The organism is Novosphingobium sp. ZW T3_23, assembly GCF_044987305.1.
Lineage (GTDB): Bacteria > Pseudomonadota > Alphaproteobacteria > Sphingomonadales > Sphingomonadaceae > Novosphingobium.
On record NZ_JBJDRF010000001.1, the window covers coordinates 160,967 to 182,097 of the forward strand.

Genomic DNA, 21,131 nt, shown 5'->3' on the forward strand with positions numbered 1-21,131 from the left:
TCAGGCCAGCGTGACGATGGCGTCGATGTTGCCCTTGATCGCCTTGGAATAGGGGCAGGTCCGGTGGGCAGCTTCGATGATCTGACGGGCCAGATCCTCCGACAGGCCGGGGACGTGAACCGTGAGGCGCGCGGCCAGTGAGAAGCCGTCGTCGCCGTGGCGCAGTTCGACCTCGGCATCGATGGCAAGCGTCTCCGGTAGGGCCACGCCCTTTGCCCTGGCTGCAATGGCCATCGCACCCTCGAAACAGGCTGACCAGCCCGCCGCGAAAAGCTGCTCCGGGTTGGTGCCCGCGCCGGGTCCGCCGGGGGTGGAGAGCCTTACGTCGAGGCGGCCGTCGCTGCTCCTGGCCTGGCCTTCACGGCCGCCGACGACGTGGACTTTCGCGGCATAGAGCGTCTTGATATCGGACATGATGTTTCTCCTGGTAATCGGGGTCAACGCAAGGGGCGGAAGGCGGCGCGCACTTCCTGAGCGAACAGCGCGGGCTGTTCCCAGGCGGCGAAATGGCCGCCATCGGTGGCTTCGTTGAAGTAGTAGAGGTTGCTGTAGCAGCGCTCGGCCCAGCTTCTGGGGGCGCGAAATATCTCGCCCGGGAACACGCTGACGGCCACGGGCATGTCGATCACGCCGCGCGCGTTGAAGTTGTTGGAATGGTCTTCCCAATAGATCCGCGCCGCAGAGGCCCCGGTCCCGGTCAGCCAGTAAAGCGAGATGTCATCCAGGATCGCATCGCGGCCCAGCACCTTCTCGGGCTGGCCGCCGCTATATGTCCATTGCGCGATCTTCTCGTACATCCACGCTGCCATGCCGACGGGCGAGTCAACCAGCGAATAGCCGATCGTCTGGGGGCGCGTGTTCATCATCGCGGCATATGCGGAATTGTCGCGATAGAAGGCGGCGAGCTGGTCGAACGCCCCACGTTCCTTGGCCGAAAGCGTGTCCGGCGCCGGATCGCCCGCAGCCAGGGTGCGGGCGATGTCCGCGGGCACGACGGCGGGCATGTTGAGGTGAATGCCCATGAGGCCGGGCACATGCTGCAATGCCATGCGCTGCGAGATCACCGACCCGCAATCGCCGCCCTGGCTGACGTAGCGGTCGTAGCCCAGCCGCAGCATCAGCGCCGACCAGGCCCGGCCGATGCGGTCCGAACCCCAACCCACGACCGGAGGCTTTTCGGAAAAGCCGAAACCGGGGATCGAGGGGATCACGACGTGGAAGGCATCCTCGGCCTTGCCGCCGTGAGAGGTGGGATCGGTAAGTAGGCCGATCACCTTCAGGAACTCCAGCACCGAGCCCGGCCAACCATGGGTCAGGATCAGCGGCATCGCCTTTTCATGGCGAGAGCGGACATGGATGAAGTGAATATCCAGGCCGTCGATCCGGGTCACGAACATCGGCAGGGCATTCAGGTGCGCTTCCACCTTGCGCCAGTCGTAGGCGCCAGCCCAATAGGCCATCAGCGGCTGCAAGGTCTCGCGGCGCACGCCCTGGCTGTCGTCAGCGGCGGGTTCGGGATCGGCCCAGCGAGTTTCCGCGATGCGGCGCTTCATGGCGGTGATGTCGGCCTGAGGGATCGCCACCTTGAAAGGGCGGATTTCCGTGCTGCCGGTCGCCGCATCGGCCAGCCCCGGCATGGCGCCGAGGGCCACGGCCGCCGATGCGCCTATGGCAAACTGCCGCCGTGCCATGTTGATCTCGTACCCCACTGCTCGTCTCCTCGATTGGATGACGGCCAGTATAGGCAGGCGGTGCCAAGGCGCTCGTTAGGCGCGGTGAGATGGTGTTAGCCGCAAGGAGCGGCGCTATCGGCAACTAACGGATCCATGCACCGTCAAACGGGCTAACCCGAGCGAACGGCCTAGGATGAGGGCAAGACTGCCGGATCGCCTGGCCGTTTGCCCGGAGACACATCATGACCACGCCCCGTTTACTCAGCTTTACCGTTGCGGCCTTGATCGCCGGCGGTATCGTCACGGCCGCCTGTTGCGCCGAGGCATTGGTTCCGGCGCTGGCCAGCCCGGTGCCGATCGGCGCCACGGCACGCCCGATCGAGGTGCTGGAACATGCCGGGCCTTGGCTGACGGAGGTGCCCGGCGGCGTTCAGGCATTGCGCGGCAAAGTGGTCGTCGTCAATTTCTGGACCTATTCCTGCATCAACTCCCTGCGCGCCTTGCCTTATCTGAAGGCGTGGAATGCCCGCTACAAGGACAAGGGTCTTGTGGCGGTGGGGGTACATGCCCCGGAATTCCAGTTCGAGCATGATGCCGCCAAGGCCCGGTTGGCCGCCCGCCAACTGGGCGTGACATGGCCCAATCTGCAGGACAACGGCTACTCCACCTGGCAGAAATTCGCCAACGAGGGTTGGCCCGGCCTCTATGTCATCGATGCTCAGGGCCATATTCAGGGCTATCGCATCGGCGAGGGCGGTTATGAGCAGAGCGAGGCGCTGATCCGCAAGCTGCTGACGCGGGCCGGACACGATGTATCGGGCGTGCCGACCACCGCCGTTAGCGGCAGCGGCATCGAAGCCGGGGCCGACTGGGCCCAGCTCGGCTCGCCCGAAGCCTATCTCGGCTACGATAAGGCCGAAGGATTCCGCTCCCCCGGCGGCCTTCTAAGCAACCGTGCGAAGCTTTATAATGCCGCCGCAGACCTGACGCGCGGCACCTGGGATCTGACCGGCACATGGATCATCGGGCCGGAATACATCACGTCCTCCAGCGCGGGTGCCCAATTGCAATATCGCTTCCATGCACGCGATGCCCATCTGGTGCTGGGCGGGCCAGCGGATGGTCGCCCGGTACGCTTCCGGGTCACGATCGACGGCAAGGCTCCCGGCCCGAACCACGGCACCGATGTCGACGCCGACGGCTGGGGAGAGCTGCGCGAGGATCGCCTCTACCAGCTTGTACGCCAGAGCGGCACCATAGCCGATCGCACCGTCTCGATCCGCTTCGAGCGGCCCGGTATTCGCGCCTATGTTTTCACCTTCGGCTAACGCAGCTGGCCGAGCAGCCGCGCCAGGTTCTGTCCAAGCGCGATCTGCCTGGGCGCGTATGGCTCGATGTCGTGGTGGAAGGTGGCAACCTGCGCTTCCACGCGGCATGACGCGCGCGATGCGCGCCACGCCGGCGCATTGCTCACCACGTTGCGTCAGGCTAGCCGTCCGCCGTCCTGAGATCCTCGACGATGTCGGTCAGCGCGTCGAGTACGTAGCCGGTTATCGCCTCACCCTTTGCGGCCGTCGCCAGGGATGGATCTCCGGCTACCCCGCTGCCGCACGTGCGCGTGTGCATCGAGCTATAGAGCGTGGCCCGCTCCGCCGTCAGCAGATCGCCTGCGGACCAGTCAAAGCCGTGATGATGGCAAGGAGGCGTATTCGGTTCGATCGGGCGAACCGCGCCCGGGGCGGCATGCAGCACGATCGAGGTCTCCAGGTCTCCGGCATGGGAATCGCGCGCCGCGTCGGGCCCGCGCAACCGGCGTAGTTCGGGCGCTACCAGAAGCCACCACCCCGCCAGCACGATCCGGCATTCCGGGTGAACGGAGCCGACGTTCTCCATGATGAGATTGGCGACGGCCTGGTTGCCGGCATGGCTGTTGAACAGGATCACGTTGCGGAAACCGTGCATGATCGCGGCATGGAGAATATCGGAGACATAGGCTTGAAAAGCCGCATGACTGACGGTCAGCGTCCCGGCAAAATCCATATGATGATGCGAACAACCGATGCTGACTTGGGGCAGGACCAGGATGTCATGTCCCAGTCGCCGGTTCAGGGCGTCGAGGAAATAAGCGCCTATCAGCGAGTCCGTGGCAAGCGGCAGATGAGGTCCGTGCTGCTCGACCGCCCCGATCGAAAGGAAGAGCGGTGTATTGCGATCGACTTCCGCCAGTTCGCGCGTCGTAAGATCCTGCCATCTCATCTTTTCATCTCCTGTGACTGTGCTTCGACAGGGGCTATCGCTCGGACGAGAGGAACAAGCTCGTTATGCGCTGTGAGTTGGCATTAGCAGGGGCCGGCTTTTCTGATGGAAGCGCATGATCACGACGAAAAACCGGTCCGAAACTCGCGATGGATGTTATTGACAGAATGATCCATAACATCCATCTGTAGCCCATGGCGAGACCACGTGAATTTGACCGGGATGCTGCTCTGCAGAAGGCGATTGACGTTTTCTGGGCGAAAGGCTTCGCCGCGACAACGACGGACGACCTCAAGGACGCGATGGGTATCGGGCGCCAGAGCCTCTACAATGCGTTCGGCGACAAGCGCCAACTTTATGTGGAAGCACTGCGCACCTACCAGCGCGGAACGACCAGCGGGCATTTACACCGCCTCATCGAACCGGCTTCCCCTATCGCCGGAATTGAGGAACTTCTCGTCGGGCTGATCGATGAAGATGACGACAGGCGCTTGCTTGGCTGCATGGGGGTTGGATCGGTCAGCGAGTTCGGCTCCGCCGACCCCGAACTTACCGCACTTCGAGAGAAAGTCGCGCCGGTACTGCACGAAAAACTGCTTGCGCGCATCCAGGAAGGTCAACGGACTGGTGAGATCGACAGCACGCTGGACGCGGACGAGGCGGCCAGCTTCGTCCAGATGACCATGACCGGCTTGCAGACGGCGGCTCGGGCGGGAGGGAGCCTTGATGGACTTCGCCGCCTGGCGCGTTTCAGTGTGGACAGGCTCAAAGCTAAATAGGCTCCGCATCGGAGCGTCAGTGATTGGCACTGCCGAAAAGAGCCTTTGCGGCGAATTATGGACTAAAATGTCAATAACAGGAGAAGTATCATGAGCGATGGTTTCAAGAGGGTTGCATTGGTGTTCGGTGGCTCGCGTGGCATCGGCGCCGCAACGGTCTCGCGCTTCGCCAAGGATGGCTACAAGGTGGCCTTCACTTATGCCTCGCGTGAGGACAAGGCGAATGAATTGGTGAGCGCTGTCGAAGCAGCAGGCGGTGAGGCGGTGGCTATCAAGGCCGATAGCTCCGACGCTCGTCAGATCAGCCATGCAGTCGAGCAGGTCACTCTCAAGTTCGGCAGGATCGACGTGCTCGTCGTGAATGCGGGCATCTTCACGATGGGTACGTTCGATGCGGTTCCGCTCGAACAACTCGACCAGATGCTCGACATCAATGTGCGCGGCGTGTTTCTCGCCATACAGGCCGCCGCAGCTCACCTCGTCGACGGGGGCCGCGTGATCACCGTTGGCAGCAACGTCGCGATCCGCACCGGCATGGCCGGCACCAGCGTCTACCAGTTCACCAAGGCGGCGGTCGCGGCGATGGTGAAGGGCATCGCACTCGACCTCGCTCCGCGTTCCATCACCGTGAACAACGTGCAGCCCGGACCGACCGACACCGACATCAATGCTGGCGCCATCGACTTTCTTGCCGGCAAGAGCCCGCTGAACCGCGTCGCCAAACCCTCGGAGATCGCCGGACTGATCGCCTACATCGCCAGCGCCGAGGCCGGCTACATGACCGGTTCGAGCGTCACGATCGACGGCGGCTTCACCCTCTGAGCCTGAACTGGGCCGATATCGAGCTTTGCAACGATTCAATGTGGAAGGGTTCAAACCGTGAAAGTCATTTCCATGGCGGCGACAGGTGCTGCTGAGGTGCTACGATTCCACGAGGCTGCGGATAGCCGTCCTGGCCCGGGTCAAATCCTGGTCGATGTGTCGGCGGCCGGGGTGAACTTCATGGATATCGGCACGCGAAGGGGCATGATCGCGCGGCCGTTACCGCTCGTCCCCGGCGTGGAGGGGGCCGGGCGTATCGCCGCAGTCGGTGAAGGCGTCACCGAACTTCAGGTCGGCCAGCGGGTTGCTTGGGTTTTCGCCTGGGGGAGTTACGCCAGCAAGGTCGTGATGCCTGCAACCTCCGCCGTACCACTGCCCGATGATATCGACGATAAGCTTGCCGCCTCGCTGATGATGCAGGGACTGACGGCCAGTCACTTCGCAACCGACTTCTACCCCGTGCAGAAAGGCGATGTGGCGCTCGTGCATGCCGCGGCAGGCGGCCTTGGCCAGATCCTGTCGCAGATCGTCAAGCTACGGGGCGGCACCGTGATCGGCCGCGTTTCCAGCGAGGCAAAAGTGGCAGCGGCGAAGGCAGCAGGTGCTGACCATGTCATCGTCGACGCGGATGGCGACTTTTCCGCGCATGTCCTTGCATTGACCGAAGGCGAAGGCGTGAACGTCGTATATGACGGTTCCGGCCCCGCGACCTTCGATGGCTCTCTGGCGTCGCTCCGCCGGGCCGGCACCTTGTGCTGGTATGGACCGGTTCTTGGCGGTCCTGGCGGGCTTGACATCATGAGCCTGCCTCGCAGCGTCAAGATAGGTTACGCCGTGTTCTCAGACCATATCCATACCTCCCAACTCCTGCGCGAAAGGACGCAGCGCCTGTTCGACTGGATCCGCCAGGGTAAGCTGGTCATCGCGCCAGCGACGGAGTTCCCACTCGCAGATGCTGCGGTGGCACACGAAGCCATGGAAAGCCGTGCTACCACAGGCAAACTGCTCCTTATTCCGTGATGGCCCGGCAATCGAACATAAACCGGCAATGCGGGGAAATGGCCGTCAAATCCACTCTTGGTCTAAGCAGGCATGCGAGCAGCCGGATCAGAAGCGCGGCGATCGCTCGCGAGATATTGGAACCGGAATGTCTGCAACTGAGTAGCCGAATTTAGGCTCTGAACGGCAACAAGGGGTCGATCTTCACGATCCGCTTAAATTCCCGCATCTAAGCGCTATATGCAACGCATTAAGGGTACTCTAACGTCGATCTTTCACAATTTCAAAGCCGCTTGGGGATCCTGTGTAACCGGGTGGAGAAATGATCGGCTCAGCGATAACCTTGCCATTTTCGAACGAAAACCTTTGAATTTTGGCGATCCTCAATCCGAAAATCAGAAAATTAGATGTCCCCCACTCGACTTGTGGTTCGTCAAACAGGTTCCTTTTATCTGGACTCAGATAGCATATTCATTGACGATCTAAAGTTAGACCTCGGCTCGGAAGCCGGGCGTGAATCTGCGGGAGAGCTGGATTGGGTCAGCATGAATCGGCTCGTACCGAATGGCACCGCTATTGGCCGATGGTTCTTGCGGCCTGTATCGGCTTTTCATTCATGTCCTTCATGACCGCTGCCGCCGGCGTATTCATGGATCCGCTTGCAGCAGAGTTCGATTGGGGGCGGACCGAACTCACGCTGGGCATGGCCATAGCATCTCTGCTTTCCATTCTGTGTTCGCCATTTGTGGGTAACCTGATCGACCGCTTCGGCTCGCGGCGCCTTGCCCTGCCAGGGCTGGTGTTGACGGCGATGGCAATTGCCGCGTTTGCGCTGACGGATGGATCGCTCGCCCAATGGATCGGCCTTTGGCTCGTATGGGGCGTGGTGGCCCTGCTGATCCAGTCGACCCTCTGGTCGACCGCCATCGCGAGCGTGTTCACAAGGGGGCGCGGCCTCGCGCTGGGCGTCACCATGTCGGGCACCGCGCTTGCGCAAGTCATTGCGCCGCCGCTGGCCAATTACATTATCGAGCGATCGGGGTGGCGTGCCGCCTACGCGGTCATGGGGTTAGGATGGGGCGCCCTGGCGCTCATCTTGTCGGCCTTGTTTCTGTTCGACGTCCGCGATCGTGAGCGAAAGCAAAGATTTTCCGCGTCCCCAGACAGGATCGACCTTGCGGGGCTCTCGCTATCGCAGGCATGGCGGAATTCGTCGCTCTGGAAAGTAGCGGTGGCCACATTCCTGGTCCTGACCGTTACCATCGCCATCGTGGTTCACCAGTTCCCCATTCTGGTCGAAGCAGGCATGAGCCGCAGCCAGGCGGCCTGGCTCGTCAGCCTGTCGGGCGTGGCCGGGGTCATGGGAAAGCTGGTTTCCGGAACTCTGATCGATCGCTTTCACGCGCGTGTGGTGGGCGGCGTCACGCTAGCCTCGACCGCGATAGGCTGGCCGATGCTGATGGCAGGAATTGCGACGCCGGCCACGATCATCCTCGGCATCATGATAAGCGGCTATGCAGCGGGAACGAAGATCCAGTTGTGCAGCTATCTGACCGCGCGCTACGCCGGCATGCGCAACTACGGCACGATCTTCGGGTTCATGACCAGCGTCATCGCCCTCGCTTCCGCCGTAGGGCCGCTGGCGGCGGGGCTCTCCTACGACCGCTATGGCAGCTACACGCCCCTGCTGCTGACAGGCGTCGTCATCTCGCTCGTTTCCGGTGGGCTGGTGTTCAGCTTGCGCGCATATCCCGATTGGCACGCCCCTGTGCCCGCGAAAGCATGAGGGTCCGACGATGAACTCCACGCCGATCACCCGGTCGGACCTGCCCAACGCCGTAGTGGTCGGGGCGGGCGGATTGGGCATGGCAATCGCTCGCAGGATGGCCCAGCAACACCGGGTCATCCTGGCCGATATCGACGAGACGCTGGCGATGCGTCAGGCAGCCGCGCTGGTCGACGAAGGGGGCGAGGCATTGGCCGTACAATGCGACGTGACGGACGCCGCCTCCGTCGCGACGCTGGCCGGAATCGTGGAGGAGAACGGCGGATTTCGTGCGCTGATCCATGTCGCGGGACTGTCGATCGCTGCGAATGACTTCAGAGCGATCCTGAACGTCAATCTGCGCGGCCCCGCGCTCGTCGCAGCGAGTCTGCTGCCACTGGCAAGCCCGGGATCATGCGCCGTTGTGATCTCCTCCATGGCCGCACATCTCTCGCAACCGGATGCAGTAGCTCACCAACTCCTGTCCGAACCGTTACACAACGACCTCACCGATCTCTTGGCCGAGCATCTAGGGCCCGATAGCGCGACTCCGCCCACTGCCTATGCGCTCTCCAAATCCGGCCTGCTCATGCTTGCGCGGCACAAAGCAGCGGAATGGGGGCAGCGAGGTGCACGCATCGTATCGCTTTCACCCGGCATGATTGCCACGCCGATGGGGCGCGGCGCTTATGCGGAGAGCCCCAACAAGGCGCGGATGTTCGCCAAGAGCCCGCTACAGCGCGAAGGCGCAATGCACGAGATCGCAGATGCCGTGGAATTCCTCATCTCGCCGCGCGCCGCCTTCATCAGCGGCACGGACCTGCTGGTCGATGGCGGCCTGAGCGCCGCTCTCACCAGTCCGTGATCAATCGACAGCTTCGTCTTCCTGTCTCATCTGAAAACGCGCCCTGATCCGCCGCGCCCAGACCTTGCGGCTATACTGGCTGGCGATTGCCGCCAACTCCGGATCGCCTTGCAGCAAGGCGCCGAATTCCATCAACCGGGCATTGCGCCAGCTCTGCACGAACTGGCGATGCTCTGGCGAAACGTCGTCGATCACCGGCCCTTGGTAAGTCCGGCGCGAGAACGCGACGTTGATATCGAAGATCAGCTTTATGTAGGCACTGTCGGCCAGTTTGAAGACAATGTCCTGCGTCTCCCGCTCCAGTTCACGCACCATGTCGAAGGTGGCATCGTCCGACATCGCCTGCGTGCGTTCAAGCAAGGATCCGATCGTCTCGACAACTTCGTGATGCGGCGCGCGGGCAGCCTTGCGCATCGCCTCCACCCACAATGCCGTGGCGATCACGGTGACGTCTTGCGGCGGAACATCCACTGTCGAGAGATAGGTGCTGACGACGGTCTCGATCGTCGAGGCATCCGGACGCGAGCCGAAATAGCCGCCGTTGTTGCCGCGCCGAACCAGCAGTAGCCCCTCGCGTTCGACCAGACGCGCCGCCTGGCGAACGGTGGCGCGGGCAAAGCCAAGCTCGGAAATAAGCGCCTCTTCGCGCCCGAGAGCGGCTCCCGGCTCGCGGGAGAGGACGATCTCCCTCAGTCTTTCGGCAGCGGCATCGAGGGCCGACTTGGTTTCACGCTTGGTCATCACCGTGGGTCAAAACACAAAACCCTGCCCCGCGTCCAGTCTGTTCGCAGCGGCGATGCGGGACTGGGTTCGATCGCTTGACAAGCTTATAGAGTATCCTGTTTAAATCATCTCAACGAGGGAATCGGGGTCAGAAGGGCCGCCGAAAACCCTTTCAGGATAAAAATTGGAGAGAGGCATGGCACGTCTACCTTGGGACATGAGCGGCCGCGTCGTCGTCGTTTCGGGCGGCAATGCGGGTATCGGCCTGGGCTTCGCGCGCGGCATCGCCCGCGCGGGCGGCGATGTCGTGATCTGGGGGCGCCGCAAGGGCCGGAACGAGGAAGCGGCTCGCGAACTGGCCGAATTCGACGGCCGCGTTTTCGCGCAGGAAGTGGACGTTGCGGACGAAGCGCGCGTGGTAGAAGCCTTCGCAGAAGCTGTCGAACACATGGGCCGCGTCGATGGCGCCATCGCCAATGCCGGCCTCATGAAGAACCAGGGCTGCTTCACCAATATGACGGGCGAAGCCTGGCACGAACTGCTTTCGGTGAACCAGCACGGCGCGTTCTACCTCGCACGAGAGGCGGCCCGTCACATGCGCACCCGCGCGGAAGCAGGCGATCCGGGCGGATCGATCCTGTTCTGCGCCAGCCTTTCGGCCGTCACCGGCTCGATCGGCATGCAGCACTACAACGCATCGAAAGGCGCGATGGCGGCGCTGGCACGCGGCATTGCCGTCGATCTCGGCAAGTACGGCATCCGCGCGAACACCGTCTGTCCGGGCTATACCGAGAGCGAGACCGTGAAGGATCAGGGTCCGGACTCGCCGCTCGGCAGCCAGGTGCGCGAACGCTGCCCGATCCCGCGCTTCGGCAATCCGTCGGACTTCGAAGGCATCGGCGTCTACTTCATGAGCGATGCCTCGCGCTATCACACCGGCGACCTTGTGCGCGTCGATGGCGGATGGATGGCGAACGCCGGCAAGCTCAACACCGCAGCGGAGCGCCGGGCATGAGCGCTGCTCCCACAAAGGACGCCGAGAAGGTCCAGACCAAGGTCTTCAAGGTCGAGCAGTTCCGCAATCCCGGAATTGCGCCCGATCGCCGCGCCGAGCTTGAAGCCGCCGAGGCCGAGCCACTCGACATGTCGGTGGAAGGCATCCTCGCCGATGCCAGGGCGCAGACCGGACTTTCCGATTTCGGGCCGATGGACTTCACCGAACGCTTGGGCACACTGACCGGCGAAGTCGCGGCGAACCCGAACCTGTGGCGCTTTGCCAAGGCCCAGTTCCGTGCCGCCTGCGTGAAGCAGGCGGCCAATCGCCTCAAGAACAAGGCCTTCCTCGACGCGCATCCGGAGGTTGACGATCAAGTCATCGACCGCCCGATCATCATCGTCGGCCTGCCGCGATCGGGCACGACCCACCTCGAAAACCTGATCGCCGCCGACCGCCGTTTGCGCCACCTGCCGGCCTACCTCGGCTCCGAAGCCGTGCTCGCGCCGGGCGAAGCGGCTGGAGCGGACGGGCTCGACCCGCGTTGGGTACGCTCCAGCGCCCATTGGAACCGAATGAAGCAGAATGCCATCATGGCGGCCATGCACGAACATTCCCCCGACCATGCCTGCGGCGAGAACGAGCTGCAGATGCCGGATTTCACGACCTACCAATGGGAATGGATGGCCGAAGTCCCAGGCTGGCGCGACTATCTGCTCGGCCACGACCAGACGCCGCATTATGCCTATGGCAAGCGGATGCTGAAGGCGATCGCCTATCAGTTCCCCTCGGAACGTCGCTGGATCCTCAAGGGTAACCAGCATAGCGAACAGATCCCCGCGCTGATCGCCAATTATCCCGATGCCTCCATCGTCCAGATCCACCGCGACCCGCTGGCACTGCTGCAATCGGTGCTGACCATGCGCGGGCTCTCGGTACTCGCGCACCAGAAGCAGCCCGACGTCCCGGGCCACGTTGCCTATTGGGTCGACCGGATCGAGCGGATGCTGCGCGCTTACCTGCGCGACATGGACAAGGTGGCGGAAGGCCAGCGGCTGGACATCCTGTTCGGCGACGTCATCGCCGACGATATCGGCACCGCGCAGCGCGTTCTGGAATTTGCCGGCCTTCCCGCCAGCGACGAGAGCGTGGCCGACATGCGCGACTACATGGACAGCCATCCGCGGGGGAAGGACGGGCGGGTCGTCTATGACCTTGCCGGGGATTTCAATCTCGACATCCCCGCGCTGCGCCAGCGCTTTGCCTGCTACACCGACCGCTTCAAGGTGAAGCAGGAAGTGCAGTGAACCATACCGGATACATTCGCGGAGGGGAGCCGAAGAAGATGCGCGATGCCAATCAGCCGCTCAATGCCCAGATCATCAACGACGGTGCCGGAACGCAGGACGCCGTCGATCTCGGCAACGGCATCTTCATGTCGAGAGACGTGTCAAACCTCTATCTGGTCACGACCGGCGACGGCGATGTGCTGGTCAACACCGGTATCATCTATAGCGCGGCCGAGAACAAGCGACGCTTCACGGCCGTCAGCGACAAGCCGATCCGCAAGATCGTCTTCACCCAGAGCCACGAAGACCACATCGGCGGCTGGCCGACTTTCAATGCGCCCGGCGTGGAGACCATCGGCCAGGCCAACCTGCCGTTCGTCCGGACCCAATATCGCGATCTCGGCCCGGCGATGGCGGCCCGATCGCGGCGCCTGTGGAGCCGCGACCAGAAGCGGGAACTGACCGAGCGGCCCGAGCCCGTGCTTACGACGACCTTCCACGACACGCACTCTTTCGAACTGGGCGGACGCCGTTTCGAACTGCTTTCCGTTCCCGGCGGCGAGACCGTGGACTCGCTGGTTGTCTGGCTGCCGCAGGACCGCATCGTCTTTACCGGCAACATGACGGGCCCCATCTTCGGTCATGTGCCGAACCTCTACACGGTTCGTGGCGATCGCTATCGCTACGTCCAGTGGTACATCGACAGCGTTCAGCGCGTCATCGATCTCGAGCCCGAAGTCCTGATCACCGGGCATGGCGAGCCCATTCGCGGCGCGGAAACGATCCGGGACAGTCTCACCAGGATGCGCGATGCCGCGCAGTACCTTCGCGATGCCACGTTCGAGGGCATGAACGCCGGCAAGAGCCTGTGGGAACTGATGGAGACGATTGTGCTCCCCCAAGAGCTGGCGATCCCGCAGGGCCATGGGAAAGTGCCCTGGATCGTGCGCTCGATCTGGGAAGAGCATCTGGGATGGTTCCGTTATGAATCGACGACCGAACTCTACGGCACGCCGGCCAATTCCGTATTCCCGGACCTGATAGCGTTGGCGGGCGGCGCGGAGGCGGCTCTCGACCTTGCAAACCGCTACCTCAGCGATAGTCAGCCGCTGAAGGCCCTTCACGTTGCCGAAGCGGTCGAACCCGCCTCGCCGTCCCATCGCCGCGCCCTTGGCATCCAACTGGAGGCGCAGCGCGTGATCCTGACGGCCGCCGGACGCGAGAATTTCAGTGAGGTACGCTGGCTGGAAAGCGAGATCCGGCGGATCGAGGATGCGCTGGCGGAGGCAAAACAATGACAAACGCCCGCCTTTCCGTTGACGCCATGTGCTCGTTCCAGTGGCCGTTCGAGCGGGAGCTTGCGCTCTGGAGGGACATGGGCGTGCGCCATGCCGGCCTGCTGATGAACAAGATCGCGGATGATCCGAAGACCAAGCTGGCCGCGCTGGACGGCGTCGGCATCCGCATAAGCACGCTGATCACGGCGGGTTTCCAGCTTGCCGACCGATCAAACTGGGATGCGACGCGCGCGATCCACCGAGAGATGATCGATCTTGTCGCAGCGCACGAAGGCCATTCGATCTATTTCACCACCGGCCGGACCATCCGCTGCGACTGGGACGAGGATTGCGCACTTTTTGCCGAAGCGGTCGCCCCTACGGTCGAACACGCGCGGCGGCAAGGCGTCATCGCGGCCTTCGAACCTAGCCTGCGAACGAGCGCATCATTCTGCACGACACTGTCCGACGCGATCGAGGTGGCGGAGAGGACCGGCCTCGGCATCGTTTCCGACTTCGGCAACAACTGGATGGAGCGCGGACTGCCCAAGACGCTGAAGCGGGCCATGCCGCACATCGCGCTGGTGCAGATCGGCGATATCGCGATTTCGGGTCGCGGAGGCCGTGCGCACATCGGCCAAGGAGATCTACCGCTAAAGCGCATGATGGGGGACGTCCTCGACGCGGGCTATGAAGGCGTGTTCGATCTGGAGGTCGTTCCAGCCGACTATGCCGCCGAGACCGACGAAGGCGAACTCCGCGCGGGTATTCAGGCGGCATCCGATCTGCTCGATGCCATGAACGTCTAAATCACAATCGAAATACGCCTGAAAACAGGCAGGGAGAGGAACAGATGTCGGAGACCTTCGCTGGCAAGAGCGCGCTCATCATCGGTGCCGGGCAGAACATCGGCCGCCGCATCGCGCAGGAATGGGCTCTGCGCGGCGCCCGCGTGGCGGTTGCCGACATCAGCCGGGACGGCGCCGAGGAAACGGCAGAAATTCTGCGCAAATCGGGCGCCGACGCCATCGGGCTTCATTGCAATGTACTGGACGAGGCGTCGGTAGCGGTAACGATCGATGCGGCCGAACAGGCCCTCGGGCCACTCGACATCCACATGAACAATGCCGGCATCCTGTCAGGCGGCAACCCCGAGGACATCCCGCTAGCCGAATGGCAGCGGATGTTCGACGTCAATCTCTTCGGCATGGTCCGCGCCAACAATATCGTCGTGCCGCGCATGATCGCGCGCGGTTCGGGGCATATCGTCAACACCGCCAGCTTCGCCGGTCTCTATCCTTTCGCCGCGAGCCGGATCCACTATGCTGCCTGCAAGGCGGCCGTGGTCTCGATGTCGCAAAATCTGGCGCTCTATCTCAAGCAGTTCGGCATCGGCGTCAGTTGCCTCTGTCCCGGCCCGGTAATGACCACCTCGGTCGATGGAATGAAGCATTTCAGCGAGAACTACATCATGCGAGCGCCCGGCAGCCACCTTCAGGTCATGTCCCAGCAGGGCACGGCAAATATCCTGTCGGACGCCATGGAAGCGGGCCGCATCCTTGTGCCCACGCATCAGGAGGCATGGCCTACCCTGGTCGAGGCGGCCGCCGACCCGGACGCATTTGTCGAGAAGAAGCACCAGGAGTTTCTCGCCGGAGACACCGGTCGCCCCGGCATCACGCAGGACGTGATCGATTCCCTCAACGCCTGAGCGGAGCGAGCGAAACCATGGATTTTCTTGACCCGCTAGAGCGGACGCAAGTCGGTAGCGATGTCGGTACAGTCGTGATCGCACGGGCCTTGGATGGACCGGCGACACCGATTGAAGCCAGTTGGCGAGACTATATCTTCGCTGAAATCTGGAGCCGCCCCGGCCTCGACCGACGCTCACGCTATTTCATCGCGATCGCAAGCGCGGCCAGCAGCAACGGCCCGGTCGACGTCCTGGACGACTATGTACGCGGTGCGCTGACCTGTGGCGATCTGTCGTTGATCGAACTGCGCGAGGCCGCACTCCACATTGCCGTCTATGCCGGATGGTCGCGTGGGGTCGAGCTGGATCGCTCCATATCGCGGTGCGCAGAGACCCTGGGGCTCATCCCGGCTGCATTTGCGCCAATCCGTGGCGAACCCTGGAATCCGCAGGAGCGCGTTCAGCAGGGGATCGACGAATTCAACGCCGTAATGGGCTTTCCAGGCCCACCGCCGGTCACGCCCTTCTTCGAAGCGGGGATCGACAACTTCGTCTTCGGCGAAATGTGGAAACGTTCGGCACTGGACCAACGGTCCCGACGCTGGATCACGCTCGTGGGCGTTTCCGAGAGTTGTGCGCCTACGCCGATCAAGACGCATTTCCATGCAGCAATGGCGAGCGGCAACTGCTCCGCCAAAGAATTGCAGGAATTCGTTCTGCAATATGCGGTGCATGCCGGTTGGCCCAAAGCCTCCATCATTCAGGGCGCCGTCATCGCCATGATCAGGAACTTCGAGGCGGGCTTGGGCTGGGATGCATAAAGGCGTAGAAATATGACCAGGCGTCTTGAAAACTGCTGATCGTAACGGGCGGCCACACGCCATATCGGAAGGAAGCGTTTGTCTTGCCTACAGCAAACGAAACCCAATTCGAGCGACTGGTTACTCCGTTGTTGCGGCATTTTTCGGTGCTTCTGACCGAGCTTGGAGGCGACCTTGGCGCGCTTCTGGAACAGGTCGAAATTCCCGCCGCTGACTATTCGGAATGTTCGGGCGGCCTGACGTACCGACAAGCGATCCGGCTGCTCGACACGGCGGCAAGAAATCTCGGTCGCCCGGACCTGGGGATGCGGCTTGCCATTCGCCAACGCGGAGGCGCCGTGTTCGGCCCGCTGGGCCATGTCATGCGCAATTCGAGGACCTTCGGGGATGCCGTCAGGTTTGCGAGCGAGAACAGCTCGGCGCACAGTCGAGCGGCCCGCGTCTGGTTGAGTGAGGCATCGGATCGGATGAGCACGTTTGCGGGACACGAACTGCTGCTGACTGGAACTGCCGACCGTGCCCAGGCGATCGAGCAGCTTTTGCTGATCGGACACCTCGAAGCCATGGAAATGACCGGCGGGCTGGCGCGTGCGCGCAAGATACACTTCCGTCACGAACCGGTGTCGCCGACTTGCCTCTACCGGCGCAATTTCGGATGTGAGGTGCTGTTCGGAGAACCGGCGGACGGTATCATATTCTACCCGGAAGATCTGTCCCGCCCCATCGTCAGCCAGGACGAATACGTCCATCGTGACATGACGCGTTACATTGCCCGGCACTTTCCCAAGCAACAACTTCCCGTGGACGCGGAAGTGCGTGGGCTGGTGCTTCGGTCACTCGCTGGAGGAGACAGTTCCTGCGAGGGTGTGGCCCAGGCGCTGAGTATCCATCCGCGCACACTGCGACGCCGGCTTCACGACGAGGGGCTGAGTTTTCAGGAAGTGAAAGACGGCGTCCGGCAGGAATTGACGCATTATTACCTTGAACGCACCGACCTTGAATTTCACGAAATCTCCGAAAAGCTGGGCTTCGCGGAGCAGTCGATCTTCTCTCGCAGTTGCCGCCGCTGGTTTGGAACGTCGCCCACGCGATTGAAGCGAAAACTGCGCCCAAACGCGCCCATGTCCGGATAAGTCAAGCCAAATAGGCGCCTATTGGCGCATCACCTGACAGAGAGAGCAAGTTCGTTTGGCGGCGAATCCGCGAGGTTTGCTTGTAAACGCAAGAGGGAGAAAGGGAGCAAGAGCGGACCTGAGCGCATGGCAACGATTGGTTCCCCAACGGCATCGCCGCAAGAGGCACGATCAGCCAAAAGCCAAAACCCATACCGGATCCGGGAAACGCAGGCGGAACCAACGCTTTGCGGGAAGGGACCGCTTTGCCTCGATCAGATCAAAGCTGACGAGACGGATTGGATGACGAATTCTACTGCGAGTTCGCCAAGGGGAGGAAAAAGAAATGGCAAGTATTTACAAGCGTTCATGCGCCCGATTTGCATTGGGTGCGGCGACCATCGCCCTGCTGCCCGGTACCGCCCTTGCCCAATCGGAACCGCCGCGGACCGAAAGCCTGCCACCTAGCCCGGAACAACCGGCGGCGGATCAGGTGACCAGCGAGCCGATCGTCGTGATCGGGACTCTCATTCGTGGCATCGCTCCGGCCGGCAACAATGTCATCAATGTCGATGCCGACAAGATCGCGGCCACCGGTGCGGCCTCTACCAGCCAGGTGCTTGCCACCGTCCCGCAGGTCGGAAACTTCTTCAACGCTCTGCCCGCCGGCATCTCGCCCACGCCCGGAGCGAACGGCAGCAACCCGATCAACCGGCCCAACCTGCGCAACTTGCCCGGCGCCAACACCAGCGGCGGCGCCCAGACGCTCGTCCTTTTCGATGGCCAGCGCGTCGTCGGCGCGGGCATCCAGCAGATCGCCGTCGATCCCGACATCATCGCCCCCGGCGTAATCGGCCGGGTCGAGGCGATGACCGACGGCGGTTCGGCGGTCTATGGCTCGGATGCGATCGGCGGTGTCATCAACTTCGTCACGCGCGATCGCTTCGACGGCATTCAGGCCGATGCCCGTTACGGTATCGGCGACGATTACCAATCGATCGAGGCCAGCGCGCTTGCCGGCAAGGACTGGGGAACGGGCGGTCTTTATGTCGCCTACGGCTACTCGCATCACGACAGCGTCTTTGGCTCGGATCGCGACTGGATCAAGCAGGTCGACTGGAACACGGATATCCCGACGGGCCGCAACTGCGCGGCTCCCAATGCCACGATCGGCACGACCTCATACGTTCCGGGTGGAACAGGACTGGTCGCGGGCGGCCCCAACACCTGCGACTTTTCCGATCCCGTGGCGATCTATCCGACCTCGACGTTGCACACCGTCTTCGCCCGGCTCAACCAGCATCTCAGCAGTAGCGTGCGGTTCGACATGACCGCGCTTTACGCCAATCGCAAGATCGAACAGATCGGCGGCACGCTTGGCACCGGCGCGCTTGGAACCGGGGCTGCGGGCCAGGCCACGTTGACGACGGCTTCGCCGTTCTACCTGTCGAGCGCCGACGCCAATGCCGGAAGAGCGCAAGTGGTCAGGTTCGACTACAGCCCCCTTTACGGGCTTCGCTCCGCCACGCAGGAGACCAACCTCGAAACCTGGCGCATCGCGCCCTCGATCTCGATCGAGCTTGGTTCCGATTGGGAGTTCAGCGGCCTGGCGAGCTACGGCATCGCCACGACCTCGTTCAGGAACGCACAGATCAGCGCCGCCGCGCAGTCGGTCGCGCTCGCAAACGGCACGCTTAATCCTTACGATGTCGGGGCCACCGCGCCCGGCGTTGTATCCGGCCTGCGCCGCTATGCGACCGGCAGTGGCCGCAACGAACTTTACGATTATCGCGCCATCGTCAACGGGCCGGTCTTCGCGCTTCCCGGTGGGATGCTGCGGGCGGCTGCCGGCTATGAGCATATGCAGGACAATTTCACGCGGCGCACGACGAACGCCTCCACTTACGTGCTACAGAATCCGACCAAATATACGCAGAAGGTGGACTCGGTGTTCGGGGAACTCTCGATCCCCGTCATTGGCGAAGACAACGCCCTGTCGTTCATCAACGAACTGACGTTTTCGGCATCGGGCCGATACGACAAATACAGCGACTTTGGCGACACCTTCAATCCGAAGCTCGCCGCGACGCTGCGCCCGGTCGAGTGGATTGCAATTCGCGGTAACTGGGGCAAATCCTTCACCGCTCCGTCGCCGGTCGATCAACTCGGCGTCCTCGCCTCGGCCGTAGCAACCGTTCCCGCCGCCTTCCTGCGCCCGCCGCCCGGCGTCACCGCCGCTACGGGAGAGATCGGACTGTTCGTCTCGGGTACTGCGCCGGGGGTTCAACCGCAGAAGGCCACAAACTGGTCGATCGGCGCCGAAATAGAGCCGCCCTTCGTGCCGGGACTGACGCTGAATGTCAGCTACTACAATATCGAACTGACCGGGACGATCGGCAGGCCGGTAACCGGCGCGGACCTTAGCGACTACTATGCGAATTTTCCGCAGCTCTATGCGGTTCGACCGAGCGGGCAGCAACTGGCAGAATATCTGACGCAGTTCGACCCGGCAAACTTCAACTTCACAGTAGCCAATCCGAACTCGACTTCGCAGGCGATCATCACTTCGGGCGGCACCGGTTCCCCGGTGCTCGTCACGCTCGATACGCGTTCGCGCAACCTGGGTACGGCGACGCTTGACGGGCTCGACTTCTCTGCAAACTATTTGCTCGACACCAGTATCGGCTCGTTCGACGCAAGCGTCACCGGCAACTACCGCCTGTCGCAGAAGTCGCAGGCGCTGCCATCCCTGCCGGTTTCCGACGATCTCGCGTTCAACACGCCCGTGTTCCGTATCCAGGGGACGTTGGGTACCAAGATCGGCGGCCTGCGGGCTCAGGTGATCTGGAACCATACGTCGGGATACAAGCGCGGCACGGTCGAATTCGGGCAGACACGGGTTTCAGCGTTCGATGCAATTAACCTGTTCTTCAAGTACGACGTAAAATCCAAGTCGGCCTGGGCCAGCGACCTTTCGTTTACGCTCAATGTCCAGAACCTGTTCGATGTGGCTCCGCCGGAGTTTCGCTCGGCGACCGGCCTGGGCATAGATACGACTTCGGGCAGCGCGTTCACGATCGGCCGCGTCGTCCAGTTCGGCATCAGCAAGAAATTCTGAAACTTACCCAACGACCTGGGCCAATACGCCCAGGTCGTTGGGTCTTCATTGCTTGCATTACGCGGAAAGGGCTGAGCAATCGATAGCCCAAACGGCGAATGAATACCCCCTCGTCGGGGAAGGCCCGGCGAGGATCTCTGGCGAAGAGGCCTTACCGAACGGCGACCGGGCATCGAGAACGTCATTTCGGCTCTTCGAAAGGCGCTGGTCGTTCAAAGGCAGGTTGTGCATCATTTGCAAAGCCGCGTGCTTCCCGCTATTGTTGCGACTGGCTCGCAAGATGTGGAACTGGAAGTGCCCTTACGCGCCATGGACCAAGGCGATGTAAGTGGCGATTTCCAAGTTCGACTTTGAAGAGATCTCCGATCAGCGGCGGGACATGATCCGCTATGCACGGAAGATCACACGCGATCAGGACGATGCCGAAGAGGTCGTTCAGGAGGCCTATCTCCGCCTTGGTGAAATGGCGTCCAGACAAGTGCTGGAAAGCCCCGGCGGCTATCTCACCCGGATCGTACGCAATCTGGCCCTGGATTGGATCCGGCGTGCACGGCGACATGTCGACACGCATGAGGCGGACGGGGACACCGTGCTGCTCGGCGTGGCGGCCGACCAACCGTCACCCGAACAGGCCGCTCTTGCCAGAGCCGAGGTCGATCGTCTGACGGCAGCCCTGGCGGAGCTTCCGGAGCGGATGCGGATTGCGGTGGAGATGCATCGGTTTGGTGGGGCCAAACTCAGGGAAATTGCCGAGGAGCTTGGCATTTCCGTAACGCTTGCCCATCAACTCGTCACCGAAGGCGTGGCGCATTGCCGCTCCAGGCTGCGGTAAGCCCGATGTCGCGTTCACGAAAAATCCGAAAAAGATCGATGCCAGACAGTTATTATTCTGCGGCGATTGCTCGTCGCCCATCGGCTCCGCAAAAAGCGATGGACTATCAGTCG

At 62.4% G+C, this 21,131-nt stretch carries 20 protein-coding genes; 15 read left to right on the forward strand and 5 right to left on the reverse strand.

Annotated elements, in window-relative coordinates; translation table 11 throughout:
* Together ACI3K3_RS00675 and ACI3K3_RS00680 are read right to left on the reverse strand one after the other, a co-directional pair.
* A complete protein-coding gene (locus tag ACI3K3_RS00675) occupies nt 1–414 on the reverse strand; it encodes an organic hydroperoxide resistance protein (protein ID WP_404911447.1) in 414 nt (137 codons plus the stop codon).
* A 23-nt stretch (nt 415–437) separates the two neighbouring features.
* Nucleotides 438–1,691 carry an epoxide hydrolase family protein gene (locus ACI3K3_RS00680; RefSeq protein WP_404911556.1) on the reverse strand — a complete coding sequence of 418 codons (1,254 nt, stop codon included), beginning with the start codon at nt 1,689–1,691 and terminating at the stop codon, nt 438–440.
* A 224-nt stretch (nt 1,692–1,915) separates the two neighbouring features.
* On the opposite strand from ACI3K3_RS00680, the gene ACI3K3_RS00685 reads away from it, so the two are divergent.
* Nucleotides 1,916–3,001 carry a redoxin domain-containing protein gene (locus ACI3K3_RS00685; RefSeq protein ID WP_404911448.1) on the forward strand — a complete coding sequence of 362 codons (1,086 nt, stop codon included), beginning with the start codon at nt 1,916–1,918 and terminating at the stop codon, nt 2,999–3,001.
* Here the strand turns inward: ACI3K3_RS00685 and ACI3K3_RS00690 are convergent.
* Both ACI3K3_RS00690 and ACI3K3_RS00695 read right to left on the reverse strand, forming a co-directional pair.
* Nucleotides 2,998–3,147, reverse strand: a complete 150-nt coding sequence (locus tag ACI3K3_RS00690) for a hypothetical protein (RefSeq protein ID WP_404911449.1) — start codon at nt 3,145–3,147, stop codon at nt 2,998–3,000. The genes ACI3K3_RS00685 and ACI3K3_RS00690 overlap by 4 nt on opposite strands.
* 14 nt (nt 3,148–3,161) lie before the next feature.
* The gene (locus tag ACI3K3_RS00695; protein WP_404911450.1) at nt 3,162–3,929 is read right to left on the reverse strand and encodes a creatininase family protein; all 768 of its coding nucleotides are present in this window, start codon (nt 3,927–3,929) and stop codon (nt 3,162–3,164) included.
* Nucleotides 3,930–4,123: 194 nt separating this feature from the next.
* On the opposite strand from ACI3K3_RS00695, the gene ACI3K3_RS00700 reads away from it, so the two are divergent.
* From ACI3K3_RS00700 to ACI3K3_RS00720, 5 genes are all read left to right on the forward strand, one after another.
* The gene (locus ACI3K3_RS00700; protein ID WP_404911451.1) at nt 4,124–4,708 is read left to right on the forward strand and encodes a TetR/AcrR family transcriptional regulator; all 585 of its coding nucleotides are present in this window, start codon (nt 4,124–4,126) and stop codon (nt 4,706–4,708) included.
* A 90-nt stretch (nt 4,709–4,798) separates the two neighbouring features.
* Nucleotides 4,799–5,530, forward strand: a complete 732-nt coding sequence (locus ACI3K3_RS00705; protein ID WP_404911452.1) for an SDR family NAD(P)-dependent oxidoreductase — start codon at nt 4,799–4,801, stop codon at nt 5,528–5,530.
* A 57-nt stretch (nt 5,531–5,587) separates the two neighbouring features.
* Entirely contained in the window at nt 5,588–6,550 is a 963-nt protein-coding gene (locus tag ACI3K3_RS00710; protein WP_404911453.1) for a quinone oxidoreductase family protein, read from the forward strand.
* Between the two features lie 562 nt (nt 6,551–7,112).
* Nucleotides 7,113–8,315, forward strand: a complete 1,203-nt coding sequence (locus ACI3K3_RS00715) for an MFS transporter (protein ID WP_404911557.1) — start codon at nt 7,113–7,115, stop codon at nt 8,313–8,315.
* Nucleotides 8,316–8,325: 10 nt separating this feature from the next.
* On the forward strand, nt 8,326–9,159 hold the full coding sequence (locus ACI3K3_RS00720) for an SDR family oxidoreductase (protein WP_404911454.1): 834 nt from the start codon (nt 8,326–8,328) through the stop codon (nt 9,157–9,159).
* Here ACI3K3_RS00720 and ACI3K3_RS00725 read toward each other — a convergent pair whose 3' ends face one another.
* A complete protein-coding gene (locus tag ACI3K3_RS00725; RefSeq protein WP_404911455.1) occupies nt 9,160–9,900 on the reverse strand; it encodes a FadR/GntR family transcriptional regulator in 741 nt (246 codons plus the stop codon). It abuts the gene before it with no gap.
* A 178-nt stretch (nt 9,901–10,078) separates the two neighbouring features.
* On the opposite strand from ACI3K3_RS00725, the gene ACI3K3_RS00730 reads away from it, so the two are divergent.
* The 9 genes from ACI3K3_RS00730 (at nt 10,079) to ACI3K3_RS00770 (ending at nt 21,018) form a co-directional block, all read left to right on the forward strand.
* Nucleotides 10,079–10,897 (forward strand): SDR family NAD(P)-dependent oxidoreductase, encoded by an 819-nt coding sequence (locus ACI3K3_RS00730; RefSeq protein WP_404911456.1) that lies wholly within the window; start codon nt 10,079–10,081, stop codon nt 10,895–10,897.
* Nucleotides 10,894–12,183 (forward strand): sulfotransferase family protein, encoded by a 1,290-nt coding sequence (locus ACI3K3_RS00735; protein ID WP_404911457.1) that lies wholly within the window; start codon nt 10,894–10,896, stop codon nt 12,181–12,183. The genes ACI3K3_RS00730 and ACI3K3_RS00735 overlap by 4 nt, the downstream gene beginning before the upstream one ends.
* The gene (locus tag ACI3K3_RS00740; RefSeq protein WP_404911458.1) at nt 12,180–13,463 is read left to right on the forward strand and encodes an MBL fold metallo-hydrolase; all 1,284 of its coding nucleotides are present in this window, start codon (nt 12,180–12,182) and stop codon (nt 13,461–13,463) included. Before ACI3K3_RS00735 ends, ACI3K3_RS00740 begins: the two co-directional genes overlap by 4 nt.
* Complete coding sequence (locus tag ACI3K3_RS00745; protein ID WP_404911459.1) at nt 13,460–14,251, forward strand: sugar phosphate isomerase/epimerase family protein; 792 nt, start codon at nt 13,460–13,462, stop codon at nt 14,249–14,251. The genes ACI3K3_RS00740 and ACI3K3_RS00745 overlap by 4 nt, the downstream gene beginning before the upstream one ends.
* 44 nt (nt 14,252–14,295) lie before the next feature.
* A complete protein-coding gene (locus ACI3K3_RS00750) occupies nt 14,296–15,153 on the forward strand; it encodes an SDR family NAD(P)-dependent oxidoreductase (protein WP_404911460.1) in 858 nt (285 codons plus the stop codon).
* Nucleotides 15,154–15,170: 17 nt separating this feature from the next.
* Nucleotides 15,171–15,956 carry a carboxymuconolactone decarboxylase family protein gene (locus tag ACI3K3_RS00755; protein ID WP_404911461.1) on the forward strand — a complete coding sequence of 262 codons (786 nt, stop codon included), beginning with the start codon at nt 15,171–15,173 and terminating at the stop codon, nt 15,954–15,956.
* A 146-nt stretch (nt 15,957–16,102) separates the two neighbouring features.
* Complete coding sequence (locus tag ACI3K3_RS00760) at nt 16,103–17,089, forward strand: AraC family transcriptional regulator (protein WP_404911462.1); 987 nt, start codon at nt 16,103–16,105, stop codon at nt 17,087–17,089.
* A gap of 325 nt (nt 17,090–17,414) precedes the next feature.
* Nucleotides 17,415–20,186, forward strand: a complete 2,772-nt coding sequence (locus tag ACI3K3_RS00765) for a TonB-dependent receptor domain-containing protein (protein ID WP_404911463.1) — start codon at nt 17,415–17,417, stop codon at nt 20,184–20,186.
* Nucleotides 20,187–20,514: 328 nt separating this feature from the next.
* Complete coding sequence (locus ACI3K3_RS00770; RefSeq protein WP_404911464.1) at nt 20,515–21,018, forward strand: sigma-70 family RNA polymerase sigma factor; 504 nt, start codon at nt 20,515–20,517, stop codon at nt 21,016–21,018.
* Nucleotides 21,019–21,131: the final 113 nt, after the last annotated feature.

Bases quoted from the DNA above. Each gene is read 5' to 3' on its own strand.
- ACI3K3_RS00755 (WP_404911461.1), top strand. From the start codon at position 15,171: ATGGATTTTCTTGACCCGCTAGAGCGGACGCAAGTCGGTAGCGATGTC.
- ACI3K3_RS00745 (WP_404911459.1), top strand. From the start codon at position 13,460: ATGACAAACGCCCGCCTTTCCGTTGACGCCATGTGCTCGTTCCAGTGG.
- ACI3K3_RS00730 (WP_404911456.1), top strand. From the start codon at position 10,079: ATGGCACGTCTACCTTGGGACATGAGCGGCCGCGTCGTCGTCGTTTCG.
- ACI3K3_RS00750 (WP_404911460.1), top strand. From the start codon at position 14,296: ATGTCGGAGACCTTCGCTGGCAAGAGCGCGCTCATCATCGGTGCCGGG.
- ACI3K3_RS00705 (WP_404911452.1), top strand. From the start codon at position 4,799: ATGAGCGATGGTTTCAAGAGGGTTGCATTGGTGTTCGGTGGCTCGCGT.
- ACI3K3_RS00735 (WP_404911457.1), top strand. From the start codon at position 10,894: ATGAGCGCTGCTCCCACAAAGGACGCCGAGAAGGTCCAGACCAAGGTC.
- ACI3K3_RS00695 (WP_404911450.1), bottom strand. From the start codon at position 3,929: ATGAGATGGCAGGATCTTACGACGCGCGAACTGGCGGAAGTCGATCGC.
- ACI3K3_RS00725 (WP_404911455.1), bottom strand. From the start codon at position 9,900: ATGACCAAGCGTGAAACCAAGTCGGCCCTCGATGCCGCTGCCGAAAGA.
- ACI3K3_RS00680 (WP_404911556.1), bottom strand. From the start codon at position 1,691: ATGGCACGGCGGCAGTTTGCCATAGGCGCATCGGCGGCCGTGGCCCTC.
- ACI3K3_RS00685 (WP_404911448.1), top strand. From the start codon at position 1,916: ATGACCACGCCCCGTTTACTCAGCTTTACCGTTGCGGCCTTGATCGCC.
- ACI3K3_RS00675 (WP_404911447.1), bottom strand. From the start codon at position 414: ATGTCCGATATCAAGACGCTCTATGCCGCGAAAGTCCACGTCGTCGGC.
- ACI3K3_RS00720 (WP_404911454.1), top strand. From the start codon at position 8,326: ATGAACTCCACGCCGATCACCCGGTCGGACCTGCCCAACGCCGTAGTG.
- ACI3K3_RS00700 (WP_404911451.1), top strand. From the start codon at position 4,124: ATGGCGAGACCACGTGAATTTGACCGGGATGCTGCTCTGCAGAAGGCG.
- ACI3K3_RS00765 (WP_404911463.1), top strand. From the start codon at position 17,415: ATGGCAAGTATTTACAAGCGTTCATGCGCCCGATTTGCATTGGGTGCG.
- ACI3K3_RS00715 (WP_404911557.1), top strand. From the start codon at position 7,113: ATGGTTCTTGCGGCCTGTATCGGCTTTTCATTCATGTCCTTCATGACC.